We start from the raw sequence: 20836 nt of genomic DNA on the forward strand, positions 1-20836 counted from the left end.
GGGAACGGCATGGCAGAACTGCAACTCACCCTTCGCGCCGCGCGGCATCTGCATCTGGCGGCACAGGGCCTTCTTACCCGTCCACGTCGTCAGCCTCAGACGACGGATATTCTCCGTACCATTCAGCAAATGTCTTTGCTGCAAATTGACACCATTAACGTGGTGGCCCGTAGCCCGTATCTGGTGCTCTTCAGCCGTCTTGGCGCCTATCCTTCGTCGTGGCTCGATGATGCGCTCGCGCGCGGCGAGCTGATGGAGTACTGGGCGCATGAAGCGTGTTTCCTGCCGCGCAGCGATTTTGCGCTGGTGCGCCATCGTATGCTGGCGCCGCATAACATGGGCTGGAAATATCACCAAAGCTGGATGGATGAGCACGCCGCCGAGATTGCGGCTCTGAAAGCGCATATTGCTGAGAATGGCCCGGTGCGCTCCGCCGATTTTGTACACCCGCGTAAGGGGCAGAGTGGCTGGTGGGAGTGGAAACCGCACAAGCGACACCTTGAGGGGCTGTTTACCGCAGGCGAAGTTATGGTGGTCGAGCGGCGAAACTTCCATCGCGTATACGATCTGACGGAGCGCGTCATGCCGCAGTGGGACGATCGCCGGGACGCGCTTGCGCAACCGCAGGCCGAAGCCCTGATGCTGGAAAACAGCGCTCGCAGCCTGGGCATTTTTCGTCCTCAGTGGCTGGCGGACTATTATCGATTGCGCCAGCCGGATCTCCGCGCGCTGCTGGCGCAGTGGCAGGAGCAGGAACAGGTGGTACCGGTAAACGTTGAACAGCTTGGCGAGATGTGGGTACATCACAGCTTACAAGCCGAGCTGGCGCGGGCGGCGGAAGGTAAACTCAATGCGACCCACAGTGCGGTGTTATCACCTTTCGATCCGGTCGTCTGGGATCGTAAACGCGCCGAACAGTTTTTCAATTTTACCTATCGGCTGGAGTGCTACACGCCCGCGCCGAAACGGCAGTACGGCTATTTTGTCCTGCCGTTGCTGCACCGTGGTGAGTTAGTTGGCCGCATGGACAGCAAAATGCACCGTAGCGACGGCGTGCTGGAAATTTTCGCACTGTATCTGGAAGAGGGCGTGCGGGTCAGCCAGCATCTGGAAAAAGGTCTGATGCAGGCCATCAACGATTTTGCCCGCTGGCAGGGGGCGACGCGCGTGACCCTCGGCGCGGTGGCGGAAAAACTCTTTCTCCATCAACGACACGGTTGGGAGATTGACGCCGACCGGTAGCGCTCTATGATATGCTGCACTGGTTTTCGATACGGCCCATCAGGAGGAACCATGGATCACCGTCTACTAGAAATTATTGCCTGCCCGGTTTGCAACGGCAAACTCTATTACAGCCAGGACAAGCAAGAACTGATTTGCAAACTTGATAATCTGGCGTTTCCCCTGCGTGACGGAATCCCCGTATTGCTGGAAAACGAAGCCCGCGTTTTAGCCGCTGAAGAGAACAGACCATGAGTTTCGTTGTGATTATTCCGGCGCGTTTCGCCTCTACGCGCCTGCCGGGTAAGCCGTTACAGGACATCAACGGTAAACCGATGATTGTGCACGTGCTGGAACGCGCACGTGAATCTGGCGCTGAGCGTATTATTGTTGCGACCGATCATGCCGAAGTCGCGAAAGCCGTTGAAGCGGCGGGCGGTGAAGTGTGCATGACCCGTGCCGATCACCAGTCTGGTACCGAACGTCTGGCGGAAGTGGTGGAAAAATGCGCCTTCAGCGATGACACCGTTATCGTTAACGTGCAGGGCGACGAGCCGATGATCCCGGCGGTCATTATCCGCCAGGTGGCGGAAAACCTGGCCGCGAGCCAATCCGGTATGGCGACCCTCGCGGTACCGATTCACGATGCGGAAGAAGCGTTTAACCCCAATGCGGTAAAAGTGGTTATGGATAAAGACGGCTACGCGCTGTATTTCTCCCGTGCGACCATTCCGTGGGATCGTGACCGCTTCGCCAAAAGCCGCGAAGAAATTGGCGACACCCTGCTGCGCCACATCGGTATCTATGGCTACCGTGCCGGCTTTATTCGCCGCTATGTTAACTGGGCGCCAAGTCCGCTGGAACACATTGAGATGCTCGAGCAGCTGCGAGTGCTGTGGTACGGCGAAAAAATTCACGTTGCCGTCGCCAAAGAAGTGCCGGGTACGGGCGTTGATACGCCAGAAGATTTGGCCCGCGTCCGCGCCGAACTGAAGTAATCCTGCCGCCCCCTGCTTCTCAGGGGGCGGCTTCCTGCCGGGTATTTCTGACTTTCTGTTTCAATTTTGATCTTGTCTGGTGAAATTCACTTTTCATATGCTCATTATGAAAGCAATGGCTTTTATGGGGGTAATCGGATATGGAACAGCTACGGGTAGAACTCAGCCATCTTTTGGGTGAATCGCTCAGCCGCGTAGAGTGCATCAACGAGCAAACGGATACCGCGTTGTGGTCGTTGTATGATGCCGAAGGCAATGCCATGCCGCTGCTGGCGCGCAGCTTTACGTCCCCCGGCCTGGCTCGCCAGCTGGCATGGAAATTCTCAACGCTGGCGCGTCACGGCACCGTGCGGATGCCGGTAGTGTATGGCGTGATGACCCACGAGGAGCACCCTGGGCCGGATGTCTTGCTGCTGGAGCGACTGCGGGGAGTTCCTGCTGAAGCGCCCACCCGTAATCAGCAACGCTGGGACGCGTTAAAAGATCAGATTGTCGAAGCGCTGCTGGCGTGGCATCGGGTAGACAGTGCGGGTTGCGTTGGCTTTGTGGATAGCACTCAGGAAAACAGCTGGCCGCAATGGTATCGACAGCGGATCGAAGTGCTGTGGGGCACGCTGAACCTGTATCAGAATACTGGGCTGACCATGCAGGATAAGCGACTGCTGTTCCGCACCCGCGAATGTCTGGAGGCGCTGTTTGAGGGCTTTAGCGATAACTGCGTGTTGGTGCACGGTCATCTTACTTTACGCAGCATGCTGAAAGATTCGCGCAGCGATCAACTGCTGGCGATGGTCGGCCCAGGGCCGATTCTGTGGGCGCCGCGCGAATACGAGCTGTTCCGCCTGCATGAAAGCCCGCAGGCGGAACAGCTGTTATGGCACTACCTCCAGCGCGCGCCGGTCGCCGAAGCGTTTCTCTGGCGGCGCTGGCTGTATCTCTTGTGGGATGAGGTCGAGAAGCTGGTCAACACGGGAAAATTTAACCGCGCCAATTTTGACCTGGCCTCGAAATCACTGCTCCCCTGGCTCTCCTGAATCGCCTTTCAGCCATTGCCAGATGCGCCCCAGCGTTTCATAGCCCACCCGGTCGCTGTGCATCAGCCAGACCGGGGAAGGGATAATACGCTCCCACGGATTCAGCGGCGAGGTGATAGCCAACTGGTTGGCCGGCGCGGGCAGCGGATGCAGGCCAACGTGCTGGAAGAAAATCATCGCGCGCGGCAGATGCGACGCCGACGTCACCAGCAGGAATGGGGCATCACCAATGGCGGCTTTCACCGCGCTCGCCTCTTCTTCCGTATCTTTTGGTGTATCCAGCACGATAATCTCGCTGCGCGGTACGCCAAGGCTTTCCGCGACCCGCGCACCCGCTTCGGCGGTACTGACCGGGTTGGTTAATGCCGGGGCACCGGTGAAGATCATCTTCGACCCTGGATTGGCCTGCCACAGGCGAATCCCTTCCGCTAGCCGCGGCAGGCTATTGCTAATCAGGTTTGAGCTGGGCGCCCACTGTGGGTTCCACGTATAGCCGCCGCCGAGTACAACCACATACTGCGCTGGCTGCTCGCCGCGCCATGTCGGGTACTTATCTTCAATGGGTTTAAGCAGGCCGTCGGCAACAGGTTGCAGGCTCAGCAGCAGTAAAAAAAGCCAGCCAGCGGTGATGGCGCATTTACCCGTTTTCTGGAAGCGGGTAAACCACACCAGGACTATTCCCAAACCGATCAATAAAAGCAGCAAAGGTAGCGGCAGCATCATGCCGCCGATAAACTTTTTCAGCATAAAAAGCATTCTATTGAGTACCTTTTTTAACCATCTGACGCATGAATGCAGGGATATTACACCAGATAGCTTCATTCTCGCCGTGGGTGTGACAAAATAGACCCTTTGTGGCTGGTGATGGAAGGACGTCCCGTGCAGGATCGCAATTTCGATGACATTGCGGAAAAGTTTTCGCGCAATATTTATGGCACCACCAAGGGCCAGCTGCGCCAGGCTATTCTGTGGCAGGATCTTGATGTGCTGCTTGCCGCCATGGGCACGCAGCCGCTGCGCATTCTGGACGCCGGCGGCGGTGAAGGCCAGACGGCGATCAAAATGGCGGAGCGCGGTCATCATGTGACGCTGTGCGATCTTTCTGCCGAGATGATCGCCCGTGCAAGTCAGGCTGCCAGCGACAAAGGTGTGAGCCACAACATGCATTTCATACAATGCGCGGCGCAGGACGTGGCCGGGCATTTGGAAAGCCCGGTTGATCTGATATTGTTTCACGCTGTACTGGAGTGGGTGGCCGAACCGCAGGAGGCGTTAAACACGCTGTGGTCGGTGCTGCGTCCAGGCGGCGCATTATCATTAATGTTCTACAATGCAAACGGCCTGTTGATGCATAACATGGTGGCGGGCAACTTTGATTATGTTGCTCTTGGCATGCCGAAAAAGAAAAAGCGTACGCTGTCGCCGAACTACCCGCGCGACCCGCAGCAGGTCTATAGCTGGCTGGAAGAGATTGGCTGGCAAATTAACGGGAAAACCGGCGTGCGAGTGTTTCATGACTATCTGCGCGATAAGCATAAGCAACAGGATAGCTATGACATCCTGCTGGAGCTGGAAACGCGCTATTGCCGTCAGGAACCTTATATCAGCCTGGGGCGCTATATTCATGTCACCGCGCTTAAGCCGCAGACAGAAACAAGGATAAACGATGAGTGAATTTTCCCAGACAGTCCCCGAACTGGTTGCCTGGGCCAGAAAAAATGATTTCGCCATTTCGCTACCCGTCGATAGGCTCTCATTTTTGCTGGCTATCGCAACGCTGAACGGCGAGCGGCTGGAAGGTGAAATGACGGAAGGCGAGCTGGTGGATGCGTTCCGTCACGTCAGTGATGCGTTTGAGCAAACCAGTGAAACCATCGGTACGCGCGCCAACAACGCGATTAACGATCTGGTTCGCCAACGTCTGCTGAACCGCTTTACCAGCGAAATCACGGAAGGAAACGCCATCTATCGTCTGACGCCGCTGGGCATTGGCATTACCGACTACTATATTCGCCAGCGTGAATTTTCGACGTTGCGCCTGTCAATGCAGCTGTCGATTGTGGCCAGCGAGCTGAAAAGAGCTGCCGACTCGGCGGAAGAGGGCGGCGATGAGTTTCACTGGCACCGCAATGTTTACGCGCCGCTGAAATATTCGGTGGCGGAGATTTTTGACAGCATCGACCTGACGCAGCGCATCATGGATGAGCAGCAACAGTCGGTCAAAGATGACATCGCGCAGCTGCTGAATAAAGACTGGCGCGCGGCGATCTCCAGCTGTGAGCTTTTGCTGTCCGAAACCTCCGGCACGTTACGCGAATTGCAGGATACGCTGGACGCGGCGGGCGATAAGCTGCAGGCGAACCTGCTGCGCATTCAGGATGCCACGCTGAGTCATAACGATCTGCATTTTGTCGACCGGCTGGTGTTCGACCTGCAAAGCAAGCTCGACCGTATCGTTAGCTGGGGTCAGCAGGCCATTGACCTGTGGATCGGCTACGATCGTCACGTGCATAAGTTTATTCGTACCGCTATCGATATGGATAAAAACCGCGTCTTTGCTCAGCGCTTGCGCCAGTCGGTGCAGTCCTACTTCGACGCGCCGTGGGCGCTCACCTACGCCAGCGCCGACCGTTTGCTGGACATGCGTGATGAAGAGATGACGCTGCGCGACGAAGAGGTCACCGGCGAACTTCCGCCGGACTTAGAGTTCGAAGAATTTAACGAAATCCGCGAACAGCTTGCCGCGCTGATCGAAGAACAGTTGGCTATCTATAAAACCAAACAGCTGCCGCTGGACCTCGGTCTGGTAGTGAAAGAGTATCTGGCTCAGTATCCGCGAGCGCGTCACTTCGACGTGGCGCGTATTGTGGTTGACCAGGCGGTTCGTTTGGGCGTAGCGCAAGCAGATTTCACCGGACTGCCGGCCAAATGGCAGGCAATTAATGATTACGGAGCCAAGGTACAGGCGCATGTCATTGACAAATATTGAACAAGTGATGCCGGTTAAACTGGCACAGGCCCTGGCCAACCCCCTTTTCCCTGCGCTGGATAGCGCGCTGCGTGCTGGCCGCCATATTGGCCTGGACGAGCTCGACAACCACGCTTTCTTGATGGATTTCCAGGAGTACCTGGAAGAGTTTTACGCCCGCTACAACGTTGAACTGATCCGCGCGCCGGAAGGGTTCTTCTATCTGCGTCCGCGTTCTACCACGCTGATTCCGCGTTCGGTTCTCTCCGAACTGGACATGATGGTCGGCAAAATCCTTTGCTACCTCTACCTCAGCCCGGAACGTCTGGCAAATGAAGGCATCTTCACCCAGCAGGAACTGTACGATGAGCTGCTGGCGCTGGCCGATGAAGCCAAACTGTTGAAACTGGTTAACAACCGTTCCACCGGTTCTGACCTTGACCGTCAGAAGTTACAGGAAAAGGTGCGTTCTTCGCTCAACCGCCTGCGCCGTCTGGGCATGGTGTGGTTTATGGGCCATGACAGCAGTAAATTCCGCATCACCGAATCGGTGTTCCGCTTCGGCGCCGACGTACGTTCCGGCGATGACGCGCGCGAAGCGCAGCTGCGCATGATTCGCGACGGGGAAGCCATGGCGATTGAAAACCATCTGCAGCTCAATGACGAGAACGACGACCATCAGCAGGATAGCGGGGAGGAAGAATAATGATCGAACGTGGTAAATTTCGTTCGCTAACGCTGATTAACTGGAACGGGTTCTTTGCCCGTACTTTCGATCTGGATGAGCTGGTCACCACGTTGTCCGGCGGTAACGGTGCCGGTAAATCGACCACCATGGCGGCCTTCGTCACGGCGCTGATCCCCGACTTAACGCTGCTGCACTTCCGCAATACCACCGAAGCGGGGGCCACCAGTGGTTCACGCGATAAAGGTCTGCACGGTAAGCTGAAAGCGGGCGTCTGCTACTCGGTGCTTGACGTGATGAACTCGCGTCACCAGCGCGTGGTGGTCGGCGTGCGTCTGCAACAGGTGGCGGGGCGCGATCGTAAAGTCGACATTAAGCCATTCGCCATTCAGGGACTGCCAACCTCTATTCAGCCGACCCAGTTGCTGACTGAAACGCTGAACGAGCGCCAGGCGCGCGTGCTGACGTTGCAGGAGCTGAAAGATAAGCTTGAGACCATCGAAGGCGTACAGTTCAAGCAGTTCAACTCGATAACCGACTACCACGCGCTGATGTTCGATCTGGGCATCGTCGCGCGTCGTCTGCGCTCTGCCGCTGACCGTAGTAAATTCTATCGCCTGATTGAAGCCTCGCTGTACGGCGGTATTTCCAGCGCGATTACCCGCTCGCTGCGCGACTACCTGCTGCCGGAAAACAGCGGCGTGCGTAAAGCGTTCCAGGATATGGAAGCGGCGCTGCGCGAAAACCGGATGACGCTGGAAGCGATTCGCGTCACCCAGTCTGACCGCGACCTGTTCAAGCATCTGATCTCCGAAGCCACCGACTACGTGGCCGCCGACTATATGCGCCACGCTAACGAGCGCCGCGTGCATCTGGATAAAGCGCTGGAGTACCGTCGCGAACTGTTTACCTCCCGCTCGCAGCTGGCGGCGGAACAGTACAAGCACGTCGACATGGCGCGTGAGCTACAGGAACACAACGGCGCGGAAGGCGATCTCGAAGCCGATCACCAGGCTGCCAGCGACCACCTGAACCTGGTGCAAACTGCACTGCGTCAGCAGGAAAAAATTGAGCGCTATGAAGCGGATTTAGACGAGCTGCAAATTCGCCTCGAAGAGCAGAACGAAGTGGTGGCGGAAGCCGCCGAACAGCAGGAAGAGAACGAAGCGCGCGCCGAAGCCGCCGAGCTGGAAGTGGATGAGCTGAAAAGCCAGCTCGCCGACTACCAGCAGGCGCTGGACGTGCAGCAAACGCGCGCCATTCAGTACACCCAGGCGCTACAGGCATTGGAACGCGCGAAAGCGCTGTGCCACCTGCCGGATTTAACCCCTGACAGCGCAGCGGAATGGCTGGAAACCTTCCAGGCCAAAGAGCAGGAAGCGACGGAAAAACTGCTGTCGCTCGAGCAGAAAATGAGCGTTGCCGAGACGGCACACAGCCAGTTTGAGCAAGCCTATCAGCTGGTGGCGTCAATCAACGGCCCGCTGGCGCGTAACGAAGCCTGGGACGTGGCGCGTGAACTGTTGCGCGACGGCGTAAACCAGCGTCACCTGGCAGAACAGGCGCAGCCGCTGCGCAGCCGTCTGAATGAGCTGGAACAGCGTCTGCGCGAACAGCAGGAGGCCGAGCGTCTGCTGGCCGATTTCTGCAAGCGTCAGGGCAAACAGTACGACATTGACGATCTTGAAAACCTGCATCGTGAGCTGGAAGCGCGCATCGCCGCCCTGAGTGATAGCGTGACTGACGCTCGCGAGCAGCGTATGCAACTGCGCCAGGAACAGGAACAGCTGCAATCGCGTATCTCCGCGCTGATGCACCGCGCGCCGGTCTGGCTGGCGGCGCAGAACAGCCTGAGCCAGCTGTGCGAGCAGAGCGGCGAGCAGTTCGAGTCGAGTCAGGATGTGACCGAATACCTTCAGCAACTGCTGGAGCGCGAGCGCGAAGCGATCGTGGAACGCGACGAAGTGGGCGCGCGCAAACGTGCCGTCGATGATGAAATCGAGCGCTTAAGCCAGCCGGGCGGTTCCGAAGACCCGCGCCTTAACGCGCTGGCTGAACGTTTTGGCGGCGTACTGCTGTCGGAAATTTATGATGACGTCAGCCTGGACGACGCGCCGTACTTCTCCGCGCTGTATGGTCCGTCGCGTCATGCCATCGTGGTGCCGGATCTGTCGCAGATCGCCGAGTATCTGGAAGGGCTGGAAGATTGCCCGGAAGATCTCTACCTCATTGAAGGGGATCCGCAATCCTTCGATGACAGCGTGTTCAACGTCGACGAGCTGGAAAAAGCGGTAGTGGTGAAGACCGCCGACCGCCAGTGGCGTTATTCGCGCTTCCCGGCGGTGCCGCTGTTTGGCCGCGCCGCGCGCGAAAGCCGCATTGAGAGCCTGCACGCCGAGCGTGAAGTGCTGTCTGAACGTTTTGCGACCCTGTCGTTCGACGTCCAGAAAACCCAGCGTTTGCATCAGGCGTTCAGCCGCTTTATCGGCAGTCACCTGTCGGTGGCGTTTGACGACGATCCGGAAGCGGAAATTCGCAAGCTGAATACCCGTCGCAACGAGCTGGAACGCGCGCTGAGCAGCCACGAAAGTGATAACCAGCAGCAGCAGGCGCAGTACGAACAGGCGAAAGAGGGCGTTGCGCTGCTCAACCGTCTCCTGCCGCGTCTGAACCTGCTGGCCGATGAAACGCTGGCCGATCGCGTGGATGAAATTCAGGAGCGTCTGGATGAAGCGCAGGAAGCGGCGCGCTTTATTCAGCAGCACGGTAACCAGTTGGCGAAACTTGAGCCGATGGTCTCTGTACTGCAGAGCGACCCGGAGCAGTTTGAACAGCTGAAAGAAGATTACGCCTGGTCGCAGCAGGTACAGCGCGAAGCGCGTCAGCAGGCGTTTGCCCTGACCGAAGTCGTGCAGCGTCGCGCCCACTTTGGTTACTCTGACTCAGCGGAAATGCTGAGCGGCAACAGCGACCTGAACGAAAAATTACGCGAACGTCTGGCGCAGGCAGAAAGCGAGCGTAGCCGCGCGCGTGAAGCCATGCGCACGCACGCTGCGCAGGTGAGTCAGTACAGCCAGGTGCTGGCGTCGCTGAAGAGCTCCTACGACACCAAAAAAGAGCTGCTTAACGATCTCTACAAAGAGCTGAAAGATATTGGCGTACGTGCTGATGCGGGTGCAGAAGAGCGTGCGCGCATTCGCCGTGACGAGCTGCACGCGCAGCTGAGCAACAACCGTGCGCGCCGTAACCAGCTGGAAAAAGCGCTGACCTTCTGCGAAGCGGAGATGGATAACCTGACCCGTAAGCTGCGCAAGCTGGAGCGTGATTATCTCGAAATGCGTGAGCAAGTCGTCAGCGCGAAAGCGGGATGGTGCGCGGTAATGCGTCTGGTGAAAGACAATAACGTTGAACGTCGCCTGCACCGCCGCGAGCTGGCCTATCTCTCCGCAGACGATCTGCGTTCAATGTCGGATAAAGCATTGGGCGCGCTGCGTCTGGCGGTTGCGGATAACGAACATCTGCGTGACGTGCTGCGTATGTCGGAAGATCCGAAGCGTCCTGAGCGTAAGATTCAGTTCTTCGTGGCGGTATATCAGCATCTGCGCGAACGTATCCGTCAGGATATTATCCGCACCGATGATCCGGTAGAAGCCATCGAACAGATGGAAATCGAACTGAGCCGTCTGACTGAAGAACTGACCAACCGTGAGCAGAAGCTGGCGATCAGCTCTCGTAGCGTGGCGAATATTATTCGCAAAACCATTCAGCGCGAGCAGAACCGTATTCGCCAGCTGAACCAGGGGCTGCAGAGCGTGTCGTTCGGCCAGGTGAACAGCGTGCGTCTGAACGTGAACGTGCGTGAGAGTCACTCAACGCTGCTGGACGTGCTCTCTGAGCAGCACGAACAGCATCAGGATCTGTTCAACAGTAACCGTCTGACCTTCTCGGAAGCGTTGGCGAAGCTGTACCAGCGCCTGAACCCGCAGATCGATATGGGCCAGCGTACGCCGCAGACTATTGGTGAAGAGCTGCTCGACTACCGTAGCTACCTGGAGATGGAAGTTGAGGTTAACCGTGGTTCTGACGGCTGGCTGCGCGCGGAGTCCGGCGCGCTGTCGACCGGTGAGGCGATCGGTACCGGGATGTCGATTCTGGTGATGGTGGTGCAGAGCTGGGAAGATGAGGCACGACGTCTGCGCGGTAAAGATTTGTCACCGTGCCGTCTGCTGTTCCTTGATGAAGCCGCGCGTCTCGATGCGCGTTCTATCGCCACGCTGTTCGAGCTGTGCGAACGCCTGGAGATGCAGCTGATTATCGCGGCGCCGGAAAACATCAGCCCGGAGAAAGGCACAACCTACAAGCTGGTGCGTAAAGTGGTACACAACCACGAACACGTACACGTGGTGGGGCTGCGCGGCTTTGCTGCACAGTTACCGGAAACCTTGCCAGGGACCGCCGACGCGTCATAACCGTCGTCCGGAGGCGCGCAGCGACTCCGGGAAACGGTCCATGTGTCCGAATACAGAATCTAAGGCGGCAGCAATGTCGCCTTTTTTGTTATCTGTTTTTCGCCGCCAGCGCGTTATTATCTTTAGACTTCTTTACATTTGAACGGGCAAAATAGTTTTTGTCTTTATATACTGAAGGTAAGCCCACGTTAGGGGTCTTCGTATAGATAACAGGGGGCAAGGGATGTTGCTGAAAAAAGAAAATGGTCGTCGGTTGTCAGCCATGAGTTTGTGTCTGGCGATGACATTTGCTCCGCTGTTTACTGCCTTTGCGGATGAACCAGAACTGGTTCCTTCTGATAGCACCGCAACGCCAGCAGAACAAGCGCCAGTGCTTCTGAACTCGGGCGCGCAATCGTCGGCAATGGCGAGCCTTGTCGGCACTCAGCCGCTGGCTGAAGGGGCGGCGGCGAAAAGCCGCGCCGATATTCTGGCTACGCTACCTGCCGGATATCAACCTGTCTACCTGAATCCTCTGGCGACATTGTATGCCGCCCGAGAGATGAAACCCATGTGGGAAAACCGTGATGCGGTACGCGCCTTCCAGCAGCAGCTGGCGGAAGTGGCGATCGCCGGTTTTCAGCCGCAGTTTACCCGTTGGGTCGAGCTGCTGACCGATCCCGGCGTCAATGGGATGGCACGTGATGTCGTACTTTCCGACGCGCTGATGGGCTATCTGCACTTTATCAGCGGTATTCCGGTTCAGGGCAATCGTTGGTTGTATAGCGATAAACCGTACACGCTGGCGACGCCGCCGCTGTCGGTGATTAACCAATGGCAGTTAGCGCTGGAAAACGGCTCGCTGCCGCAGTTTATCGCCGCGCTGGCGCCGCAGCATCCGCAGTATAGCGCAATGCATCAGGCGCTACTGGCGCTGACGGGGGATAACCGCCCGTGGCCAAAACTGACCTCGACGGCCGCATTGCGTCCGGGGCAGTGGAGCAGCGATGTGCCGGCGCTACGTGAAATCCTGCAACGTAATGGCGTGCTGGACAACAGTCCGGCCATTCCGCTGCCGGGGGATAACGTCGGCAAGACGAAAAAAGCAGCGAAAAGCGGGTCCGCCGCCTATGACCGCCAGCTGGTGGATGCGGTGAAACGGTTCCAGGCGGCGCAGGGGCTTGGCGCGGACGGCGTCATTGGGGCATCGACGCGCGATTGGCTGAACGTCTCCTCCGCCCAGCGTGCGGGCGTGCTGGCGCTGAACATTCAGCGTCTGCGCCTGTTACCGGGGAAAGTCTCTACCGGGATTATGGTGAATATTCCGGCTTACTCGCTGGTCTACTATCTCAACGGCAACGAAGCGCTGGCCTCGCGGGTTATCGTGGGCCGCCCCGATCGTAAAACGCCGATGATGAGCAGCGCGCTGAATAATGTGGTGGTCAACCCACCGTGGAACGTGCCGCCGACGCTGGCGCGTAACGATATTCTCCCGAAGCTGCGTAATGATCCGGGCTACCTGGAGCGACATAATTACACCGTGTTACGCGGCTGGAACAGTAAAGAGACTATCGATCCGTGGCGGGTCGATTGGTCGACAATCACACCGTCGAATTTGCCGTTCCGTTTCCAGCAGGCGCCGGGTGAACATAACTCGCTGGGGCGCTATAAGTTTAATATGCCAAGCTCCGATGCCATTTATCTGCATGATACGCCTAACCATAATCTGTTCCAGAAAGATGCGCGGGCATTAAGCTCCGGCTGCGTGCGGGTAAATAAAGCTTCCGATCTGGCGAATATGCTGTTACAGGATGCAGGCTGGAATGACGCCCGAATTTCTGATGCCCTTAAAGAAGGGAATACGCGCTACGTGAATATCCGGCAGAATATTCCGGTTAATCTCTATTATCTGACCGCCTTTGTCGGTGCTGACGGTCAGACACAATATCGAACAGATATTTACAATTACGATGTCACTGCGCGATCGGGTGCACAGATTTTGCCAAAAGCGGAACAATTGATCAGATAAATGAAGTAGTTCAGGTAATGTAGTTGTCGAATAAAAAGCGCAGATACCAGCCCCGTAGGTCCAGGGCTGGTGTCTCTGCGCGGCAGGCCGCCTTGACGCTGGCTTTGATGCCCGGTAAGGTGCTTAACGTGCGCCAGAAGTGCATATTTTTCGATCACATTACTGACTGTAGACCTGATTATCATGGACAAATTTGACGCTAATCGCCGCAAGCTGCTGGCGTTAGGTGGTGTTGCGCTCAGCGCGGCCGCCATCTTGCCCACGCCTGCGCTTGCCACCCTCTCGACCCCACGTCCGCGTATTTTAACGCTGAATAACCTGCATACAGGTGAGTTGATAAAAGCCGAGTTTTTTGACGGCCGAGGCTATATTCAGGATGAATTAGCAAAACTAAACCATTTTTTCCGTGACTATCGCGCGAATAAAATAAAAAGCATCGATCCTTCTTTGTTCGATCAGCTTTATCGCCTTCAGGGACTATTAGGAACAAATAAACCTGTGCAATTGATTTCCGGGTATCGTTCTGTTGATACCAATACCGAACTGAGAGCGCACAGTCGTGGGGTGGCTAAAAATAGTTATCACACGAAAGGTCAGGCAATGGATTTTCATATTGAAGGCGTTTCATTAAGTAATATACGCAAAGCTGCGTTATCTATGCGCGCAGGTGGTGTAGGATATTACCCACGTAGCAACTTTGTGCATATTGATACCGGGCCGGTCCGGCACTGGTAGCTCTACGCCAACCGTTCAGGCACACTGAAGTGTCTGAACGGTGACGAGTCCAAACAGGAGCAACATGAATTATCGTATTATTCCGGTGACTGCGTTCGCGCAAAACTGTTCATTGATCTGGTGCGAGCAAACTAAACTGGCGGCGCTGGTCGACCCAGGTGGCGATGCGGAAACTATCAAGCAGCAGGTTGCCGAAGCGGGCGTGACGTTGCAGCAAATTTTGCTGACCCATGGGCATCTTGACCATGTGGGGGCGGCGGCTGAACTGGCGCAGCACTACGGGGTGCCGATTATTGGCCCGGAAAAAGAAGATGAATTCTGGTTGCAGGGGCTGCCTGCGCAAAGCCGGATGTTTGGCCTCGAGGACTGTCAGCCTTTGACGCCGGACCGCTGGCTGAACGAAGGGGATACGGTGAGTGTCGGCAACGTGAAGCTGCAGGTGCTGCACTGTCCGGGACATACGCCGGGGCATGTCGTGTTCTTCGATGACCAGGCGCGTTTGCTGATCTCGGGTGACGTGCTGTTTAAAGGTGGCGTCGGGCGCAGCGACTTCCCGCGTGGCGATCACGCGCAGTTGATCGATGCGATTAAGCGCAAACTGCTGCCGTTAGGCGATGACGTGAAGTTTATTGCCGGCCATGGCCCAATGTCGACGCTGGGTTATGAGCGTCTGCATAATCCATTCCTGCAGGATGAATTGCCGGTGTGGTAATCTCAGAATAATAAAAAGGCCGCGAATGCGGCCTTTTTTGTCCCTGAAGGGAGCGTATTGATTACAGGACCGCGACGATGGCTTCGCACAGCGGCGCCATGTTGTCCGGCGTCATGCCCGCCACGTTGATACGGCCGGAAGCGACGGCATAAATACCGAACTCTTCACGTAGGCGCAGTACCTGCTCTTTGGTCAGACCGCTGAACGAGAACATCCCGTTCTGCTTCGTGATGAAGGTGAAATCACGGCTCGCGCCTTTCTCCTGCAACGTATTAACGAACAGCAGACGCATGCGCTGAATGCGCTGACGCATATCGGTCAGCTCTTGTTCCCAGATAGCGCGCAGCGCGTCGTTGCTGAGAATGGTTGCGACCACGGATGCGCCGTGCGCTGGCGGGTTAGAGTAGTTCGCGCGAATCACGGCTTTCAGCTGGCTGAAGGCGCGATCGGCGGTGTCGGCATCGGCGGTGACCAGGGTGCAAGCACCAACGCGTTCGTTGTACAGGCCGAAGTTTTTCGAGTAGGAGCTCGCTACAATCAGCTCTTTGTGCAGCGCGGCAAATGCGCGCAGGCCTTCGGCATCTTCTTCCAGACCGCGAGCAAAGCCCTGGTAGGCGAAGTCGAACAGCGGCAGCCAGCCTTTTTCAATCGACAGATTTGCCAGCTGTTGCCACTGCTCCAGCGTCGGGTCGATGCCGGTTGGGTTATGGCAGCAGCCGTGGAACAGCACCACGTCACCCGCCTGGGCTTCATTCAGGCTCGCCAGCAGGCCGTCGAAGTTAAGGGCATGCTTTTCCGCATCGTAGTAGTCATATTCGCGTACTTCCAGGCCAGCAGCGCCAAAGACGCTCTTGTGGTTCGGCCAGCTTGGGTTGCTGACCCAAACGCGCTTCACGTCAGTATTTTTCGCGAGGAAATCCGCCGCCACGCGCAGTGCGCCGGTGCCGCCTGGGGTCTGAGCGGTGCGCGCGCGTTTGTCACTAATGATGCTGTTGCCTTTGCCGAACAGCAGCTCTTGCGTGCAGCGACCAAACTCAGGAATACCATCAATACCGAGATAGTTTTTGGTGGTTTCATTCTCCAGCAGATACTGTTCAGCTTTTTTTACGCTGGTCAGCACCGGCGTCTTGCCGGTTTCATCTTTATAAACACCTATCCCGAGATTGATTTTTCCCGGGCGTTCGTCGGCGCGAAACAGATCGGCCAGGCCCAGAATTGGGTCGGCAGGGGCGGCTGTAATGTTCTCAAACATGACGAGGTTCCATTAATAAGTTCGGGGGAAATCCGCTATCAGGTTAACGGTAGATTTACAAAATGCCAACCGTTAGAGACTAAAAGCGCGAAGCTTTTCAAAAGTTAAGATCTTCCTCTTTAGAACGCAAAAAAGCAGGACCGAAGTCCTGCTCTTGAGGCATATAGCAGTGAGGGTCTGCTGATTAGAACTGGTAAACGATACCAACAGCAGCCTGATCGTCGGTTCCCTGCTTGGTGGCAGCAGAGTACGCGTTGTCGTCCAGCAGGTTGAACTTGTACGCCGCGTAGACGTTCATGTTCTTGTTGAAGTAGTACCAGGTGCCCAGTTCGATGTATTTAACCAGGTCAGCATCGCCGCCTTTGAAGTCGCCACGGCCGATCAGGTCTTTACCTTTGGACTGCACGTAGCCCAGGGACGGACGCAGACCGAAGTCGAACTGATACTGAACAACAGCTTCGAAGTTCTGAGTTTTGTTTGCGAAGTTGTTGTCCGGCTCGCGGGTCATGTTCAGCGTTTCAGCATACATTACCGCAGCGTAGATGTTGTTCGCGTCGTATTTCGCAGCAGTAGACCAAGCTTCTGCTTTGCTGCCGCCAGCGCTCGCCCAAGTGTGAGTGGTGCCATTGAAGGTAGAGCTGCCCGGGTTAACCTGGTCGTTGGTACGGTCTGCAACTTCATAACCTGCTGCCAGCGCGATGCCGTTGCCGAAATCATACTGTACAGAGGTGCTGAAGCCGTCGCCGTTCGCTTTAGCGCCGTTGCCGCCGTAGCCAAGGCTTTCCAGCGCGCCAGTTTTGTCGTTGTAGGTCGCTGCAACCGGGTTGCTACGATCGTTTTTACCCTGGTACTGCAGCGCGAAGCTCAGGCCTTCAACCAGACCGAAGAAATCGCTGTTACGGTAGGTCAGCAGGCCAGAAGAACGACCGTTCATGAAGTTGTCGGTAGCAGCCCAGGAATCGCCGCCCCACTCAACCAGCATATCGGTGTAAGCTGCGACGTCGTAGATAGCGCCGTAGTTACGACCGTAGTCCAGAGAACCCGCGTCGCCAAATTTCAGACCTGCGAACGCCAGACGGGTTTTAGTGCCCTGGGAGCCTTCAGAGTTGGAGGCATCCATGTTGTATTCCCACTGGCCGTAGCCTACCAGCTGATCGTTGATCTGGGTTTCACCCTTGAAGCCGATACGGGCATAGGTGGTGTCTTCGTTGCTGGTGTCGCCGTTGGTGGTCCAAATGTGTTCACCAACTGCTTTACCGTAGAAGTCCAGTTTGTTGGCATTTTTGTTGTAGATTTCTGCAGCATTTGCTGCGCCAGCTACCAGCAGGGCAGGGATTACCACTGCCAGGATATTACGCTTCATCATTATTTATTACCCTCATTAGGTTTTTTTTATAGACACTCGCCACTGCCGCCAATTACTTCCGTCAATAAAAATTTACGGAACTATTGATGATAGTTTGGTGTCTTTATGTGTCTGAGAGGCATCTTTCCATTCAAAACATTCTTTCGCCACCCTGAAAATGCTACAAACATCGAGAATAAGTAAGCAAAAGAAATTATGTGTAACTAAATGTGAATTTTGAGGAACTTTGTGAACTAACTCAAAATTCTGAGATGTACGCGGGTTATTTGACCAACGCCTTATCTATCAATATGAATTTCTTATCTTTTATTTGTATAACGCTTTTTCTTATCGCACAGAGCGGATGTATGATAATTTCGTTATGACATTTTTTAGCCGTCCAGATAGCTGTTGTTTTGGATAAAAAATGTGCTATGGCTTAAGTGATTTCCTGATTGCAATAAAAATGTGGATGATTTTTGTTCGAGGTTATTACCGGGAAATGTGATGTAACAAACTGCGCGAGGCAGGGGGCTTGAAGTTTAGGTTTGTTAAAATTAATAAAGATTTCTTTACATGTGCAGGTAAAAAAAGGCCAGCGCGAGCGGCTGGCCTTGAGGATGAAACGGTTTTAGAAGCTAGCGTTACGTGGCGTTCTTGGGAACGGAATCACGTCGCGAACGTTCTGCACGCCAGTGACGTAGGCGATTAGACGTTCAAAGCCCAGACCGAAGCCTGAGTGTGGCACGGTACCGTAGCGACGCAGGTCGCGATACCACCAGTAGTCTTCTTTATTCAGACCCATTTCGGCCATACGCGCATCAAGCACGTCCAGACGCTCTTCACGCTGAGAACCACCGATAATCTCGCCAATGCCCGGCGCCAGTACGTCCATGGCGGCAACGGTTTTGCCATCGTCGTTCAGACGCATATAGAATGCTTTGATCTCTTTCGGATAGTTTTTCACCACCACCGGCGCTTTGAAGTGCTCTTCCGCCAAATAGCGTTCGTGTTCAGAAGAGAGGTCTACGCCCCAGTACACCGGGTTTTCAAACTGTTTGCCACAGTTTTCCAGAATGGTGACCGCGTCGGTGTAATCAACCTGCGCGAAGTCGGCGGAAACGAAACGTTCCAGACGATCGATAGCATCTTTATCTACACGCTCGGCGAAGAACTTCATGTCGTCCGCACGTTCTTCAAGAACGGCTTTAAAGACGTACTTCAGCATCGCTTCTGCCAGACGGGCGTTATCTTCCAGATCGGCAAACGCCACTTCCGGCTCCAGCATCCAGAATTCCGCCAGGTGACGGCTGGTGTTGGAGTTTTCCGCGCGGAAGGTAGGGCCAAAGGTGTAGATCTTCGACAGCGCGCAGGCATAGGTTTCACCGTTCAACTGACCGGAAACGGTCAGGAAGGCTTCTTTGCCAAAGAAATCTTTGTCGTAATCCACTTTGCCTTGATCGTTACGCGGCAGGTTTTCCATATCCAGCGTAGACACGCGGAACATTTCGCCAGCACCTTCAGTATCGGAAGCGGTAATCAGCGGGGTGGAAACCCAGAAGAAGCCCTGCTCGTCGAAGAAACGGTGCAGCGCCTGGGCCAGCGTGTGGCGAACGCGGGCAACCGCGCCAATCAGGTTGGTACGCGGACGCATATGCGCCACTTCACGCAGATACTCGATGCTGTGGCGTTTTGCCGCCATCGGGTAGGTATCCGGATCTTCAACCCAGCCGGTGACTTCCACGTGAGAGGCCTGGATTTCAAAGCTCTGGCCCTGACCCTGAGACGCCACGACTTTACCGGTGACGATCACCGAGCAGCCGGTGGTCAGACGCAGGACTTCGTCATTGTAATTGGGCAGAGAATTATTAATAACGGCCTGTACAGGATCAAAGCAGGAACCGTCATAGACGGCCAGGAAGGAAAAGCCAGCTTTTGAATCTCGGCGGGTACGTACCCAGCCGCGCACGGTGACTTCGCTGTCAACGGCTACGCGGCCCTGGAGTACGTCGGCTACAGGCACAACGCTCATAATAGTCTCTCTATTCGTAGTCCAATAAAAAAATCGTTTTTCCCCGGAACGGCGGGGGGATATCTATGTTACCTGTCATCTTCCATCAGACAAGTAGAATTCGCATAAGGAAGGGGTGTTTTAAGAAATAAATAAAGAAGAAGGGAGCCGCCTGGGCTCCCTCTGGTGATTAACTGGCCTTTTTGATCTGCGGGAGATCAAATGCTTTACGTAATGCGCGAACAAATGCTTTATCGTGGCAAATGGTTTTCCCCGGGCTGTCGGAGAGTTTCGCCACCGGTTTGCCGTTGCACTCAACCAGCTTGATCACGATATTTAGCGGTTTAACCTGTGGGATATCGCAGGTTAAACGCGTGCCAATACCAAAGCTGAGATTGATGCGCGGTGAAAAGTGGCGGTACAGCTCAACGGCTTTCGGCAGATCGAGATTGTCGGAAAACACCAGCACTTTCTCGCGCGGGTCGATACCGAGCTTTTGATAATGTTTGATCGCTTTCTCGCCCCACTCAAACGGGTCGCCGGAGTCGTGGCGCAGACCCTGATAACGGGTAGCGAATTCCGGGCCGAAGTCGCGCAGGAACGCATCCATGGTGATGCAGTCGGTCAGTGCGATGCCGAGTCGGTCCGGGTATTCTTCCAGCCAGGCCGCCAGCGCCGCACGCTGGCTGGTCGCCAGATCCGGGCTGATTTGCTGATGCGCCTGGAACCACTCGTGTGCCTGGGTGCCCATGGGCGTTAGGTTCAGGCGACGCGCCAGATCGTAGTTGCTGGTGCCAACAAACCACGGCTCCTGACGGAGACGACTGACAATGGCTTCCTGAACCTCGCGAGAAAAGCGGCGACGGGTGCCGAAGTCCATCAGTTTGAAAGCGGACATATCCAGGTCAGCCGTCAACTGATTAAAGTCGGACAGCTTCTGTTCCAGCATTTCCAGCGCCTGCGGCACCCCGTTTTCCGGTGAGCGGTAACGGTGAACCAGTTCGCTGATCACCGCCAGCAGCGGCACTTCCCACATGATGACTTCACGCCACGGACCTTCAAGGCGGATATTCAGCTTACCGTTATCGTTTGTTACGGTGACCTGTTGTGGATCGTAGCGGAAATCACGCAGCCAGTTCAGGTAGTCCTGCTTAAAGAAAGGCAGACCGGACAGCCAGTGGTATTCATCATCACGCAGGGTGAGTGAACGCATGGCTTCGACTTGTTCGCGAATGGCGTCAGCATAAATGCCCAGCAGATCGTCACCACGGCAGCGGAATTCCGCCGCGACGTTAACGTCGTAGTAGTGGTGGAAAACGGCCTGCTGCATATGCAGTTTGTAGGCATCTGTATCCAGCAACGAGTGCAGAACAGGAGAAGCGAATTGTGTCATGGTGC

The 20836-nt window shown here is 55.7% G+C and carries 16 protein-coding genes; 11 read left to right on the forward strand and 5 right to left on the reverse strand.

Annotated features, from left to right (window positions below; genetic code table 11):
* The first annotated feature begins 9 nt into the window (after positions 1–9).
* The 4 genes from K7B04_RS13555 (at position 10) to K7B04_RS13570 (ending at position 3253) form a co-directional block, all read left to right on the forward strand.
* Positions 10–1242 carry a winged helix-turn-helix domain-containing protein gene (locus tag K7B04_RS13555; protein WP_163448514.1) on the forward strand — a complete coding sequence of 411 codons (1233 nt, stop codon included), beginning with the start codon at positions 10–12 and terminating at the stop codon, positions 1240–1242.
* 51 nt (positions 1243–1293) lie between these two features.
* On the forward strand, positions 1294–1476 hold the full coding sequence (gene ycaR / locus K7B04_RS13560; protein WP_035892430.1) for a protein YcaR: 183 nt from the start codon (positions 1294–1296) through the stop codon (positions 1474–1476).
* The gene (gene kdsB, locus K7B04_RS13565; RefSeq protein ID WP_163448516.1) at positions 1473–2219 is read left to right on the forward strand and encodes a 3-deoxy-manno-octulosonate cytidylyltransferase; all 747 of its coding nucleotides are present in this window, start codon (positions 1473–1475) and stop codon (positions 2217–2219) included. Before ycaR ends, kdsB begins: the two co-directional genes overlap by 4 nt.
* 140 nt (positions 2220–2359) lie before the next feature.
* Positions 2360–3253, forward strand: a complete 894-nt coding sequence (locus K7B04_RS13570; RefSeq protein ID WP_163448518.1) for a YcbJ family phosphotransferase — start codon at positions 2360–2362, stop codon at positions 3251–3253.
* On the opposite strand, the gene elyC is transcribed toward K7B04_RS13570, so the two are convergent.
* The gene (elyC, locus tag K7B04_RS13575; protein WP_163448520.1) at positions 3230–4009 is read right to left on the reverse strand and encodes an envelope biogenesis factor ElyC; all 780 of its coding nucleotides are present in this window, start codon (positions 4007–4009) and stop codon (positions 3230–3232) included. The genes K7B04_RS13570 and elyC overlap by 24 nt on opposite strands.
* A 123-nt stretch (positions 4010–4132) precedes the next feature.
* On the opposite strand from elyC, the gene cmoM reads away from it, so the two are divergent.
* From cmoM to K7B04_RS13610, 7 genes are all read left to right on the forward strand, one after another.
* Complete coding sequence (cmoM, locus tag K7B04_RS13580; protein ID WP_163448522.1) at positions 4133–4927, forward strand: tRNA uridine 5-oxyacetic acid(34) methyltransferase CmoM; 795 nt, start codon at positions 4133–4135, stop codon at positions 4925–4927.
* On the forward strand, positions 4920–6242 hold the full coding sequence (mukF, locus tag K7B04_RS13585) for a chromosome partition protein MukF (RefSeq protein ID WP_163448524.1): 1323 nt from the start codon (positions 4920–4922) through the stop codon (positions 6240–6242). The genes cmoM and mukF overlap by 8 nt, the downstream gene beginning before the upstream one ends.
* Positions 6223–6927: a chromosome partition protein MukE gene (gene mukE, locus K7B04_RS13590; RefSeq protein WP_064548815.1), complete on the forward strand. Its 705-nt coding sequence runs from the start codon at positions 6223–6225 to the stop codon at positions 6925–6927. Before mukF ends, mukE begins: the two co-directional genes overlap by 20 nt.
* Positions 6927–11375: a chromosome partition protein MukB gene (gene mukB / locus K7B04_RS13595; protein ID WP_163448526.1), complete on the forward strand. Its 4449-nt coding sequence runs from the start codon at positions 6927–6929 to the stop codon at positions 11373–11375. Before mukE ends, mukB begins: the two co-directional genes overlap by 1 nt.
* 223 nt (positions 11376–11598) lie before the next feature.
* Positions 11599–13383 (forward strand): L,D-transpeptidase, encoded by a 1785-nt coding sequence (gene ldtD, locus K7B04_RS13600; RefSeq protein ID WP_223802242.1) that lies wholly within the window; start codon positions 11599–11601, stop codon positions 13381–13383.
* A gap of 183 nt (positions 13384–13566) precedes the next feature.
* Complete coding sequence (locus K7B04_RS13605) at positions 13567–14118, forward strand: YcbK family protein (protein WP_223802243.1); 552 nt, start codon at positions 13567–13569, stop codon at positions 14116–14118.
* Between the two features lie 64 nt (positions 14119–14182).
* Positions 14183–14830, forward strand: coding sequence for an MBL fold metallo-hydrolase (locus K7B04_RS13610; protein WP_065355691.1), 648 nt, complete (start codon positions 14183–14185; stop codon positions 14828–14830).
* A gap of 61 nt (positions 14831–14891) precedes the next feature.
* On the opposite strand, the gene K7B04_RS13615 is transcribed toward K7B04_RS13610, so the two are convergent.
* The 4 genes from K7B04_RS13615 to pncB form a co-directional block, all read right to left on the reverse strand.
* Positions 14892–16082, reverse strand: a complete 1191-nt coding sequence (locus tag K7B04_RS13615; RefSeq protein ID WP_163448531.1) for an amino acid aminotransferase — start codon at positions 16080–16082, stop codon at positions 14892–14894.
* A 184-nt stretch (positions 16083–16266) separates the two neighbouring features.
* Positions 16267–17448 (reverse strand): porin, encoded by a 1182-nt coding sequence (locus tag K7B04_RS13620; protein ID WP_275957276.1) that lies wholly within the window; start codon positions 17446–17448, stop codon positions 16267–16269.
* Between the two features lie 610 nt (positions 17449–18058).
* Positions 18059–19459, reverse strand: coding sequence for an asparagine--tRNA ligase (gene asnS / locus K7B04_RS13625; protein WP_163448533.1), 1401 nt, complete (start codon positions 19457–19459; stop codon positions 18059–18061).
* A 169-nt stretch (positions 19460–19628) separates the two neighbouring features.
* A complete protein-coding gene (pncB, locus tag K7B04_RS13630; RefSeq protein WP_223802244.1) occupies positions 19629–20831 on the reverse strand; it encodes a nicotinate phosphoribosyltransferase in 1203 nt (400 codons plus the stop codon).
* Positions 20832–20836 lie beyond the last annotated feature (5 nt).

Origin of the sequence: Kluyvera sp. CRP (assembly GCF_019930565.1) — a bacterium.
GTDB classification, from domain to species: Bacteria; Pseudomonadota; Gammaproteobacteria; order Enterobacterales; family Enterobacteriaceae; genus Kluyvera; species Kluyvera georgiana_A.

What these genes read in the sequence shown, in the direction of transcription:
- K7B04_RS13555 (WP_163448514.1), top strand. Translation starts at nt 10, where the DNA reads ATGGCAGAACTGCAACTCACCCTTCGCGCCGCGCGGCATCTGCATCTG.
- ycaR (WP_035892430.1), top strand. Translation starts at nt 1,294, where the DNA reads ATGGATCACCGTCTACTAGAAATTATTGCCTGCCCGGTTTGCAACGGC.
- kdsB (WP_163448516.1), top strand. Translation starts at nt 1,473, where the DNA reads ATGAGTTTCGTTGTGATTATTCCGGCGCGTTTCGCCTCTACGCGCCTG.
- K7B04_RS13570 (WP_163448518.1), top strand. Translation starts at nt 2,360, where the DNA reads ATGGAACAGCTACGGGTAGAACTCAGCCATCTTTTGGGTGAATCGCTC.
- elyC (WP_163448520.1), bottom strand. Translation starts at nt 4,009, where the DNA reads ATGCTTTTTATGCTGAAAAAGTTTATCGGCGGCATGATGCTGCCGCTA.
- mukF (WP_163448524.1), top strand. Translation starts at nt 4,920, where the DNA reads ATGAGTGAATTTTCCCAGACAGTCCCCGAACTGGTTGCCTGGGCCAGA.
- mukE (WP_064548815.1), top strand. Translation starts at nt 6,223, where the DNA reads ATGTCATTGACAAATATTGAACAAGTGATGCCGGTTAAACTGGCACAG.
- mukB (WP_163448526.1), top strand. Translation starts at nt 6,927, where the DNA reads ATGATCGAACGTGGTAAATTTCGTTCGCTAACGCTGATTAACTGGAAC.
- ldtD (WP_223802242.1), top strand. Translation starts at nt 11,599, where the DNA reads ATGTTGCTGAAAAAAGAAAATGGTCGTCGGTTGTCAGCCATGAGTTTG.
- K7B04_RS13605 (WP_223802243.1), top strand. Translation starts at nt 13,567, where the DNA reads ATGGACAAATTTGACGCTAATCGCCGCAAGCTGCTGGCGTTAGGTGGT.
- K7B04_RS13610 (WP_065355691.1), top strand. Translation starts at nt 14,183, where the DNA reads ATGAATTATCGTATTATTCCGGTGACTGCGTTCGCGCAAAACTGTTCA.
- K7B04_RS13615 (WP_163448531.1), bottom strand. Translation starts at nt 16,082, where the DNA reads ATGTTTGAGAACATTACAGCCGCCCCTGCCGACCCAATTCTGGGCCTG.
- K7B04_RS13620 (WP_275957276.1), bottom strand. Translation starts at nt 17,448, where the DNA reads ATGATGAAGCGTAATATCCTGGCAGTGGTAATCCCTGCCCTGCTGGTA.
- asnS (WP_163448533.1), bottom strand. Translation starts at nt 19,459, where the DNA reads ATGAGCGTTGTGCCTGTAGCCGACGTACTCCAGGGCCGCGTAGCCGTT.
- pncB (WP_223802244.1), bottom strand. Translation starts at nt 20,831, where the DNA reads ATGACACAATTCGCTTCTCCTGTTCTGCACTCGTTGCTGGATACAGAT.